This is a genomic window from Streptomyces sp. IBSBF 3136 (assembly GCF_036815105.1).
Lineage (GTDB): Bacteria > Actinomycetota > Actinomycetes > Streptomycetales > Streptomycetaceae > Streptomyces.
Genome location: NZ_JAJSZC010000257.1, coordinates 1 through 10,247, shown reverse-complemented (window position 1 = coordinate 10,247; position 10,247 = coordinate 1). Strand labels below are relative to the sequence as shown.

General features: G+C 71.7%; 10 protein-coding genes. 3 read left to right on the top strand and 7 right to left on the bottom strand.

The window, feature by feature from the left end:
• Window positions 1-106: 106 nt before the first annotated feature.
• Entirely contained in the window at window positions 107-1,516 is a 1,410-nt protein-coding gene (gene glnA, locus V7E45_RS34985) for a type I glutamate--ammonia ligase (protein WP_333778288.1), read from the bottom strand.
• Window positions 1,517-1,724: 208 nt separating this feature from the next.
• Here glnA and V7E45_RS34980 point away from each other — a divergent pair, with 208 nt between their 5' ends.
• Window positions 1,725-2,192 (top strand): RDD family protein, encoded by a 468-nt coding sequence (locus V7E45_RS34980; RefSeq protein WP_333778287.1) that lies wholly within the window; start codon window positions 1,725-1,727, stop codon window positions 2,190-2,192.
• 89 nt (window positions 2,193-2,281) lie between these two features.
• Here V7E45_RS34980 and V7E45_RS34975 read toward each other — a convergent pair whose 3' ends face one another.
• From V7E45_RS34975 to lipB, 4 genes are all read right to left on the bottom strand, one after another.
• Entirely contained in the window at window positions 2,282-2,983 is a 702-nt protein-coding gene (locus tag V7E45_RS34975) for a DUF4191 domain-containing protein (protein WP_333778286.1), read from the bottom strand.
• 78 nt (window positions 2,984-3,061) lie between these two features.
• Window positions 3,062-3,259 carry an SCO2195 family GlnR-regulated protein gene (locus V7E45_RS34970; RefSeq protein WP_333778285.1) on the bottom strand — a complete coding sequence of 66 codons (198 nt, stop codon included), beginning with the start codon at window positions 3,257-3,259 and terminating at the stop codon, window positions 3,062-3,064.
• Window positions 3,260-3,486: 227 nt separating this feature from the next.
• Entirely contained in the window at window positions 3,487-4,452 is a 966-nt protein-coding gene (gene lipA / locus V7E45_RS34965; protein WP_020939595.1) for a lipoyl synthase, read from the bottom strand.
• 107 nt (window positions 4,453-4,559) lie between these two features.
• Window positions 4,560-5,357 (bottom strand): lipoyl(octanoyl) transferase LipB, encoded by a 798-nt coding sequence (lipB, locus tag V7E45_RS34960; RefSeq protein WP_333778284.1) that lies wholly within the window; start codon window positions 5,355-5,357, stop codon window positions 4,560-4,562.
• A 240-nt stretch (window positions 5,358-5,597) separates the two neighbouring features.
• Here lipB and V7E45_RS34955 point away from each other — a divergent pair, with 240 nt between their 5' ends.
• A complete protein-coding gene (locus V7E45_RS34955) occupies window positions 5,598-7,064 on the top strand; it encodes a regulator (RefSeq protein WP_333778283.1) in 1,467 nt (488 codons plus the stop codon).
• A gap of 136 nt (window positions 7,065-7,200) precedes the next feature.
• Here the strand turns inward: V7E45_RS34955 and V7E45_RS34950 are convergent, their stop codons facing one another.
• Window positions 7,201-8,565 carry an NAD(P)/FAD-dependent oxidoreductase gene (locus V7E45_RS34950; RefSeq protein ID WP_333778282.1) on the bottom strand — a complete coding sequence of 455 codons (1,365 nt, stop codon included), beginning with the start codon at window positions 8,563-8,565 and terminating at the stop codon, window positions 7,201-7,203.
• A 149-nt stretch (window positions 8,566-8,714) separates the two neighbouring features.
• A complete protein-coding gene (locus tag V7E45_RS34945) occupies window positions 8,715-9,611 on the bottom strand; it encodes a TIGR01777 family oxidoreductase (RefSeq protein WP_333778280.1) in 897 nt (298 codons plus the stop codon).
• Between the two features lie 36 nt (window positions 9,612-9,647).
• Between V7E45_RS34945 and V7E45_RS34940 the strand changes: the two genes are divergently transcribed.
• On the top strand, window positions 9,648-10,136 hold the full coding sequence (locus V7E45_RS34940; RefSeq protein ID WP_333778279.1) for a GNAT family N-acetyltransferase: 489 nt from the start codon (window positions 9,648-9,650) through the stop codon (window positions 10,134-10,136).
• The last annotated feature ends 111 nt before the right edge of the window (window positions 10,137-10,247 follow it).

Below are 10,247 nucleotides of genomic sequence, written 5' to 3'. Positions count from 1 at the left end.
CCCCCCCCCCCGGGCCGGGCGGCCGGCCTAGCCGGGGGACAATGACCCGGCCCGACGGCCTACGAACGGACCAGGCGCGCGGAAACCGCTCTGACCTGGGGTGACATCACACGTCGAAGTAGAGCTCGAACTCGTGCGGGTGCGGACGCAGCTGCAGCGGGGCGATCTCGTTGGTGCGCTTGAAGTCGATCCACGTCTCGATCAGGTCGGACGTGAACACGTCGCCCTGGAGGAGGAACTCGTGGTCGGCCTCGAGCGAGTCGAGGACGGCGTTCAGCGAGGTCGGGACCTGGGCGACGTTCGCGTGCTCCTCGGGAGCCAACTCGTACAGGTCCTTGTCGATCGGCTCGGCCGGCTCGATCTTGTTCTTGATGCCGTCCAGGCCCGCGAGGAGCAGGGCGGAGAAGGCCAGGTACGGGTTGCCCGAGGAGTCCGGGGCGCGGAACTCCACGCGCTTGGCCTTCGGGTTCGAGCCGGTGATCGGGATACGCATGGCCGCGGAGCGGTTGCGCTGCGAGTACACCAGGTTGATCGGCGCCTCGAAGCCCGGCACCAGACGGTGGTAGGAGTTCACCGTCGGGTTGGTGAAGGCCAGCAGCGACGGGGCGTGCTTGAGGATGCCGCCGATGTAGTAGCGGGCGGTGTCCGACAGGCCCGCGTAACCGGCCTCGTCGTAGAACAGCGGGTCGCCGTTGCTCCACAGCGACTGGTGCACGTGCATGCCCGAGCCGTTGTCACCGAAGATCGGCTTCGGCATGAAGGTCGCGGTCTTGCCGTTGCGCCAGGCCACGTTCTTCACGACGTACTTGAAGAGCTGCAGGTCGTCGGCGGCGGCGAGCAGGGTGTTGAACTTGTAGTTGATCTCCGCCTGGCCGGCCGTGCCGACCTCGTGGTGCTGGCGCTCGACCTTCAGACCCTGCCGGTCCAGCTCCAGGGAGATCTCGGCGCGCAGGTCGGCGAAGTGGTCGACCGGCGGGACCGGGAAGTAGCCGCCCTTGTAACGGACCTTGTAACCACGGTTGTTCTCCAGGGCGCCGGTGTTCCAGGCACCCGCCTCGGAGTCGATGTGGTAGAAGGACTCGTTCGCGCCCGTCGAGAAGCGGACCGAGTCGAAGACGTAGAACTCGGCCTCGGGGCCGAAGTACGCGGTGTCGGCGATACCCGTCGACGCCAGGTACGCCTCCGCCTTCTTCGCCACGTTGCGCGGGTCACGGGAGTACTGCTCGCCCGTGATCGGGTCGTGGATGAAGAAGTTGATGTTGAGCGTCTTGTCCCGGCGGAACGGGTCGACGCGCGCGGTGGACAGGTCGGGGCGCAGAGCCATGTCCGACTCGTGGATGGCCTGGAAACCGCGGATCGACGACCCGTCGAAGGCCTGCTCGTCGTCGGGGTCGAACGCCTCCGCGGGCAACGTGAAGTGCTGCATGACACCCGGCAGGTCGCAGAAGCGGACGTCGACGAACTTGACGTCCTCGTCCGCGATGTACTTCTTGGCCTCGTCGGCGTTCTGGAACATCCAGCTCCTCCTACTCCCGACCGTCCGCGCCGGGGTGGTAGATCGTTCGTGCGGCCAGTGCGGTGGCACACGCTGGGGTCGACCCTAGGGACCGGTGATTTCTCGGGCGTGACCCATTTGTTTCGCAGAAGTTAACCAGCCCCCTACCACCGTAGCCCCGACAGACCCTGGGCGCTGCGGCCGGACCCGGGCGCAGTACCGTGTTCGGGTGGACAACAGGCAAGCAATGGGATCGTGGCTCTCCGGGCCGCGCGCGGCCATGGAGGACGCCGGGGCCGACTTCGGCTACCGGGGTGAGCAGCTCGGACTCCCCGAGGAGGGACCGAACTCGATCGCACGTCCCGGCAGGCGCCTGGGGGCCCTGGCCGTCGACTGGGGACTGTGCGTGTTGATCGCATACGGTCTCATCACGCACGGCTACACCCCCGCGACCAGCAACTGGGCCCTGCTCGTCTTCTTCGCGATGAGCGCCCTGACGGTCGGCACCGTCGGCTCGACCCCGGGCAAGCGCCTCTTCGGCATCCGGGTCGTGGCCCTGCGGACCGGCACGGTCAACCCGGGGCGTTCCCTGCTGCGCACGTTCCTGCTCTGCCTCGCGATCCCCGCGCTGATCTGGGACCGCGACGGCCGGGGGCTGCACGACCGCCTCGCGCAGACGGTCGAGGTCCGCGTCTAGACCGCACGACCGCCCACGGCGAGGACGACGGCGTACGACGAAGGGGCCGCCCGGAGTGATCCGGGCGGCCCCTTTCTCGACGAGGGTGGCTAGCGGGCCTTCGGGCCGCCCCTGGGCATCCGCATGCCCTTGGGCATCGGGCCCTTCGGCAGCGGCATGTTGCTCATCAGGTCGCCCATGGCGCGCAGCCGGTCGTTGGTGGCGGTCACCTGGGGGCCGGTCAGCACCCGCGGGTACTTCAACATGGTCGTGCGCAGCTTCTTCAGCTCGACCTGGCCCTCGCCGTTGCCGACGATCACGTCGTGCACCGGCACGTCCGCCACGATGCGGTTCATCTTCTTCTTCTCGGCGGCCAGCAGGCTCTTCACCCGGTTCGGGTTGCCCTCGGCGACCAGCACGATGCCGGCCTTGCCGACCGCGCGGTGCACCACGTCCTGGCTGCGGTTCATCGCCACCGCCGGAGTGGTCGTCCAGCCCCGGCCGATGTTGTCCAGCACAGCGGCGGCGGCGCCCGGCTGGCCCTCCATCTGCCCGAAGGCGGCCCGCTCGGCCCGGCGGCCGAAGACGATGGCCGTCGCGAGGACACCCAGCAGCAGGCCCAGGATGCCCAGATAGACCGGGTGACCGATCAGGAAGCCGATCGCGAGGAACACACCGAGGGTGCCGATGCCGACGGCCGCGAGTACAAGGCCGAGCTTCTTGTCGGCCTTGCGGGTCATCTTGTACGTGAGGGCGATCTGCTTCAGTCGCCCTGCGTTCGCGGCGTCCGCCGCGGTTTCCTTCCTCGCCATGCCACGAAGTCTACGTGGCTCCGGGAGTGCCCACGACGGCAGTGTCCGGTGCGAAGCGGCGGGAACGGACCGGGCGGGTCAGGGACGGCCGGTGGCCTGCTCCATGAACCGCTGGGCCTCGACACGGTCCTTGGCGCGGCGGCGGTCCTCCAGCACGGAGGTCCAGGCGTTGCGGCGGGCGGTGCGCTGACCGCTGCTCATGAGCAGGGACTCCACGGCGCGCAGGGCGTCGGTGAAGGACGGGATGGCGGTGGCGCGGACGGGCGCGGCCTGCATGATCGAGGTCCCCCCTCGGATCGGGTGCACGGGGTGTGATACCAGAGTCACTGTTTGGTGTTACCAGGGCGTGACCGACCGGTCAAACGCCGATGAAGCCTCGATGCGGACCCCCGGAACGCCGACGCGGCCCTGACGGCCGCCCTCATCAGCGAGGACGCTCAGGACCGCGTCGACTCGGCCATTACTGGCCAGTAATTCCTTGTGCGTGAATTCACACGCTCGGCTCACACCGCCTGGGTGGCGATGTAGGAACCGCGCTTCTCGACAGCCATCTGGTAGAGGCGCCCGGCGCGGTACGAGGAGCGGACCAGCGGGCCGGACATCACACCGGAGAAGCCGATCTGCTCGGCCTCCTCCTTCAGCTCCACGAACTCGTGCGGCTTGACCCAGCGCTCCACCGGGTGGTGCCGCACGGAGGGGCGCAGGTACTGGGTGATGGTGATCAGCTCGCAGCCGGCCTCGTGCAGCTGCCGCAGCGCCTCGCTGACCTCCTCGCGGGTCTCGCCCATGCCGAGGATCAGGTTCGACTTGGTGACCAGGCCGAAGTCGCGGGCCTCGGTGATGACCTTCAGCGAGCGCTCGTAGCGGAAGCCGGGGCGGATCCGCTTGAAGATCCGCGGGACCGTCTCGACGTTGTGCGCGAAGACCTCGGGGCGGGCGGAGAAGACCTCGGCGAGCTGCTCGGGGACCGCGTTGAAGTCGGGGGCCAGCAGCTCGACCTTGGTCCGGCCGGCCTCGCGGTCCGCCGTCTGCGCGTGGATCTGGCGCACGGTCTCGGCGTACAGCCAGGCGCCGCCGTCCTCCAGGTCGTCGCGGGCGACGCCGGTGATGGTGGCGTAGTTCAGGTCCATGGTGACCACGGACTCGCCCACCCGGCGCGGCTCGTCACGGTCGAGGGCCTCGGGCTTGCCGGTGTCGATCTGGCAGAAGTCGCAGCGCCGGGTGCACTGGTCGCCGCCGATGAGGAAGGTCGCCTCGCGGTCCTCCCAGCACTCGTAGATGTTCGGGCAGCCGGCTTCCTGGCAGACCGTGTGCAGGCCCTCGCTCTTCACGAGGTTCTGCATCTTCGTGTACTCGGGACCCATTTTCGCCCGGGTCTTGATCCACTCGGGCTTGCGCTCGATGGGGGTCTGGCTGTTGCGGACCTCCAGGCGCAGCATCTTGCGTCCGTCGGGTGCGACTGCGGACACGTCGGCTCCCTGTAGCTTCGATTCGTCGGCGTACCCCAGGGTACGCCCGTATTGATTGGGCCCTGCCGGTGAGGCCAACCTCACGGTCGCAGGGCGCATTCCCTCGATCAGGCGGATGCCTTCTCGATCACCCGCGGCTTGAGTTCCGCGTTCTCCAGGATGTCCCGAAGGTGGCGTTCCACCACGGGCAGGACCTCCTCGATCGTGATGTCGCGGCCCAGTTCGGCCGCCAGCGAGGCGACGCCCGCGTCCCGGATACCGCACGGGATGATCCGGTCGAACCACCGGTTGTCCGGGTTCACGTTGAAGGAGAACCCGTGCATGGTGACGCCCTTGGCGACCCGGATGCCGATCGCGGCGATCTTGCGGTCCTCGCGGCGCTGGCCGGCGTTGGAGGGCGCGTACTCCGGCCCGTTCAGCCGCGGGTCGAACTCCTCGTCGTCGATCCGCGGGTCGAAGTCCAGGGAGAGTCCGCCGAGCGCGGGCCGCTGCTCGACCGGGTCGCCGAGCACCCACACCCCGCTGCGCCCCTCGATCCGGGTGGTCTCCACGCCGTACTCGGCGCAGGTGCGGATGAGGGCCTCCTCCAGGCGCCGTACGTGCGCGACCACGTCCACCGGGCGGGGGAGCTTCTGGATCGGGTAGCCCACCAGCTGGCCCGGGCCGTGCCAGGTGATCTTGCCGCCGCGGTCCACGTCGATGACCGGGGTGCCGTCCAGCGGGCGCTCGCTGTCCGCGGTGCGCCGGCCGGCCGTGTACACCGGGGGGTGCTCCAGCAGCAGCACGGTGTCCGGGATCTCGTCCGCGAACCGGGCGGCGTGCACCCGGCGCTGCTCGTCCCACGCCTCCTGGTAATCGACGGCATCCGCGCCGAACCCCATGCGGACGAACCGCAACTCACTCACGGCAAGCGCCTCCCTCAGCGGACCGGTGTGTCAGGGCTGTAACGCGCCCACGCCACTGTACGTCCGACCGTCATGCGTCAGCCCTGCGGGCAATCCTCACACGATCGGATGAATGCATGGGGAAGAGTGCGATCACCTGCTCACCCTCCGCTACATTCGCGCCGTTCGAGAGGCCAAATCGGCTGCTCACAGGCAATCCCGGCACTTCAGAGTCCCGGAAGGCAGGAGACCGCACCGCAGATGACGGACCGACCCGCGCAGCGCACCCCCAACCGCCAGCTCGCCGCGCTCATCGCAGAGGCGGGGTTCTCCAACGCGGGTCTGGCCCGACGCGTCGACCAGCTCGGTCTGGAACACGGGCTGGACCTCAGATACGACAAGACGTCGGTCACCCGCTGGCTGCGCGGTCAGCAGCCCCGGGGCACGACGCCGGCCCTGATCGCCGAGGTGTTCACCCGCCGGCTCGGGCGCCGGCTCACCGCCCAGGACCTCGGCCTGGACGCCTGCGCCCCGGTGTACGCCGGGCTGGAGTTCGCGGCCACCCCCGAGGAGGCCGTCGACATCGTCAGCGGGCTGTGGCGCAAGGACTCGGGCAGCCACGCCGAGCTGCGCAAGATCGCCTTCACCCCGGCCGGGCTCGTCGTGCCCAGCCGGGACTGGCTGATCGGCAAGGCCGACGACCGGGTGGCCCGCGAGCCGGCGCTCCGGGTGCCCGCCCAGGCCCGGCCCGGCACCGTGAAGGACCGGCCGGAGTCCGTCCCGGTCCCGCCCCGGCCGCGCGGACCGGCCGCCCGCGTCCCCGGTCACAAGGTGTCCGGCGGCGACATCGCCGCGCTGCGCTCGGTCGGCGAGCTGTTCCGCACCCTCGACGACGCCTACGGCGGCGGCCACGCCCGGCAGGCGCTGGTGCGCTACCTGGAGCACGAGTGCGAGCCGATGCTGCGCGGCAGTTACGACGAGCAGACCGGCCGCCGACTGTTCGCCGCGGCGGCCGACCTGACCCGGCTCGCGGGCTGGACGTCGTACGACATCGCGGCGCACGGTCTCGCCCAGCGCTACTTCGTCCAGGCCCTGCGGCTCGCCCAGGCGGCCGGGGACCGCTCCTACGGCTCCTACGTCCTGGTCACGATGAGCCGTCAGGCCGTCTACCTCGGACACGGCCGTGAGGCGGTGCAGTTGGCCCGGGTGGCCCAGCAGGGGGTGGGCACCGGCGCGCCCCCGGTGGTACAGGCGCTGCTGCACGCCTCCGAGGCACGCGCGCACGGGGTGCTGGGGGAGGTGCGGGCGTGCACCGGTGCGCTGGTGCGGGCCGAGCGCGCCCTGGAGGCGGCCCGGCCCGGGGACGAGGTGCCGCACTGGGCCCGGTTCTTCGACGAGGCGCAGCTCGCCGACGAGTTCGGGCACTGCCACCGCGACCTCCACCAGTTCCGGGCGGCCGCGCAGCACGCCGAGCGCTCCCTGCAGCTGCGCGCGCCTTCCTACGCGCGCAGCCGCCTCTTCTGCCGGGTCGTCCTCGCCACCGCCAGGCTCGGCCTCGGCGAACTCGACCAGGCCTGCGCCCTGGCCGCCGAGGCGGCGGGCCAGGCGGCGGAGATGCGGTCCGTCCGCGCGATCGAGTACGTCAGGGACTTCGAACGACGCCTGGAGCCCTACAAGGATGCGCCACCGGCCCGCGGCTACCGGGAGCGGGTCGCGGCACTGGGCTGAGCGCCCGGCGCGCCGGGATCGCTGACGCGGTGCGGGTCGCCTCGCCGGGCCGAGTCGCCCAGGTGCCGGGCCGCCGACCGCGCTCGGCCCGCCAGGCCGTCCGGTAGGGCCGGGCGGCCCGGTGCCCGGCAAGGGCTCAGGCGGCGCGGGGCAGGGTGGCCGCCGGGTCCGCGCTGTGCAGGGAGCCCGCCGCGCCCAGGTCCGTCAGGATCGCCGAGGCGGCCCGGTGGGCGGAGTGCAGGGCGCCCTGGACGGTGCTGGTGTCGCGGTGGTCGCCGCAGACGTACAGGCCGGCCAGCAGGCGCACCGGGCGGCGCAGGTCGTGCGGCGGGCGCATCGCCGGGACCGCTTCCGGGGTGTGATGCACCGCCAGCGTCTCCCAGCGGCGCGTCGGCGTGCCGTACAGGCGGGTCAGGTGGATGCGGACGGCGGTGTCGACCGCGTCGGGCGGCGTGCCCAGTACCGTCGACGAGATCAGCACCCGGCCGGCCGGCGCCCGGCTCGGGTCGACGCTGCTGAGCACCGCCGTGTGCGCCACCGGTCCGCCGCGGTCGGCGTCCAGCAGCAGCGAGGTGCCCGTCGTGAGGACCGCCGCCGGGTCGTCCGTGGTGTGGTGGACGACCGTCACCGGGTGGAAGTCGGGCACCCGGAGCCCCGGCAGCAGGTCGGCCGCGGCCCGCGCGTCGGTCGCCAGCAGCACCGCACGGCAGCGGATCACCCCGTGCTCGGCCGTGCTCACCGACGTCGTGGACACCGAGGTGACCCGCACGCCGGTGTGCACGGTGCCGGACGGCAGCGTCCGGGCCAGCAGTTCCGGCACCATCTCCGCCCCGCCCTCCGGCACGCACAGCCGGCCGCTCGCGAAGGAGTGCAGCGCGAGGTCGGCGCACCTGCTGGAGGTGGTCAGGTCCGGGTCGCACAGCAGGGCGGCCAGCAGCGGGCGCAGGAAACCGTCGACGGTCCTGGCGGGCACCCCGCGGGCCGCGAGCGCCTGCGCGGCGGGCAGTTCGGGGCGGGCCAGCAGGCGTTCGACGGGAGTGGCGGCGATCCGGCCCAGGGCGGTGCCGAGGCGGGCCTGGTCGACGGCGCCGCCCACCGGCGCACCGGCCCGGCCCGGAACGGCCGACGAACCCCTGGGGGCGCTCGCCAGGGCGCGCACCACATGAAGTGCGCCCCTCGCACTCCCCGTGGCCGCCGGTGCGCCGGCCCGGTGGGTGCGCCCGTCGCGATGGAGCAGGACGCCCGGCGCGAAGCGGCGCAGGGCGAGCGAACCGAGCCCCGGGGTGAGGCGCAGTTCGGGACTGGACGTGGACAGCAGTTGTCCGATGCGGTCGAGGCGGAAGCCGTCCACCTTCTCGGTCGACATGCGGCCGCCCACCCAGGGGGCGGCCTCCAGGACTGCGGTCGATACTCCTGCGCTGGTGAGCCGGTGAGCCGCCGAGAGTCCGGCGATCCCGGCTCCCACGATGACGACGTCCACCTGGTACGCGGGCTCAAGCACGAGGCCCCTCCTGTGGTTGCGCGGCCGGTGGAGACGTCATGCCCCCAACAGGCCCGGGGAATACCCGAGTTCGGGTCGAGGGTAGGTTCGCTCTCGGTCAGGAACAGTCGCGCATCGACAGAGCACGGTCGCACGACGGTCGCATACGGTCACAAGGCAGCACGGATCGCGTCGTCGATCTCAGGGAACGCGAACGTGAACCCCGACTCCAGCAGCCGCTTGGGCACCACCCGCGCACTGCCCAGCACCTCCCCGGCCATCTCGCCCAGCACCGACCGCAGTACGGGCGCCGGGACGGCGAACAGCGTGGGCCGGCGCAGCACCCGCCCCATCGCCTCGGTGACCTCACGGTTGGTCAGCGGCCGCGGCGCGGTCAGGTTGAACGGCCCGGACAGCGTCTCGTGGTCGATCAGATGCCGGATCGCGGCGACCTCGTCGTGCAGCGCGATGTACGACCAGTACTGCCGACCGTCGCCCATCCGGCCCCCGAGCCCCGCCCTGAACAGCGGGAACAGCTTGCCCCAGGCCCCGCCCTCGCGAGCCACGACGAGCCCCGTGCGCAGCAGCACCGTCCGCACCCCCGCCTCCTGCGCGGGCGCCGTAGCCTCCTCCCACTCCACGCAGAGCGACGGCAGAAAACCGTCCCCCGGCGGCGCGTCCTCGTCCACGGCCCGGTCACCGGTGTCGCCGTAGATGCCCATCGCGCTGCCGTTGACGAAGACCCGCGCCGGTGTGTCCAGCGAGGCCACCGCCTCCGCCAGGGCGGCCGTGCCGAGCACCCGGCTGTCCCGTACGAGCCGCTTGTACTCGGGCGTCCAGCGCCGGTCCCCGATGCCCGCCCCCGCGAGGTTCACCACCGCGTCGCAGCCGACCAGCCCCGCCGCGTCCACCCGCTGCCGTTCCGGGTCCCAGCGGACCTCGTCCGCCCCCCGGGGCGCGTGGCGGACCAGGCGCACCACCTCGTGCCCGTCCGCGGTCAGGGACCGCACCAGGGCGCTGCCGATGAGACCGGACGCGCCGGCCACCGCGATTCGCGAAGGTTCCATGAGGTCATCCCTACCCCGTGACCTAGGGTGGCCGTCATGTCCGAACCCTCCATACGCAGCGCCCTGCCCGCCGACGAGGAGCAACTGGCCGTTCTCGACCGGACCGCCTGGTCCGTGCTGCACTCCGTCCAGCCCGCCCCGCTGCCGCCGTACCCGCCCTTCTTCGACGAGCGCCATCTGCCGCACGACTACCTGGTCGCCGAAGTCGACCGGCGGATCGTCGGCTACATCCGCCTCGTGCGCGCCACCACGCTGGCCGCAAACGCCCACGTGCGCCAGATCCAGGGCCTGGTGGTCTCCGACGAGGTCCGGGGCATGGGCGTCGGCCGGGCGCTGGTCCGGGCCGCGATCGAGGAGGCGCGGAAGCGCGGCGCGCGCCGTCTCACCCTGCGCGTGCTCGGGCACAACGCGCCCGCACGGGCCCTGTACGAGTCGGAGGGCTTCGTGGTCGAGGGCGTGCAGCCGGAGGAGTTCCTGCTCGACGGCAAGTACGTCGACGACGTGGCGATGGGCCGCTTCCTCTGAGCCCCGCAGCGGCCGCCGGGCCCTACGACGTGATCAGCCGGCCCGTGTCGACCGGTACCGTCGCCGCCTGCAGGTTCAGGCTCCCGTCCTGCGGATAGCCCGCGACCACCG

Bases quoted from the DNA above. Each gene is read 5' to 3' on its own strand.
- V7E45_RS34975 (WP_333778286.1), bottom strand. From the start codon at position 2,983: ATGGCGAGGAAGGAAACCGCGGCGGACGCCGCGAACGCAGGGCGACTG.
- glnA (WP_333778288.1), bottom strand. From the start codon at position 1,516: ATGTTCCAGAACGCCGACGAGGCCAAGAAGTACATCGCGGACGAGGAC.
- V7E45_RS34955 (WP_333778283.1), top strand. From the start codon at position 5,598: ATGACGGACCGACCCGCGCAGCGCACCCCCAACCGCCAGCTCGCCGCG.
- V7E45_RS34945 (WP_333778280.1), bottom strand. From the start codon at position 9,611: ATGGAACCTTCGCGAATCGCGGTGGCCGGCGCGTCCGGTCTCATCGGC.
- V7E45_RS34970 (WP_333778285.1), bottom strand. From the start codon at position 3,259: ATGCAGGCCGCGCCCGTCCGCGCCACCGCCATCCCGTCCTTCACCGAC.
- V7E45_RS34940 (WP_333778279.1), top strand. From the start codon at position 9,648: ATGTCCGAACCCTCCATACGCAGCGCCCTGCCCGCCGACGAGGAGCAA.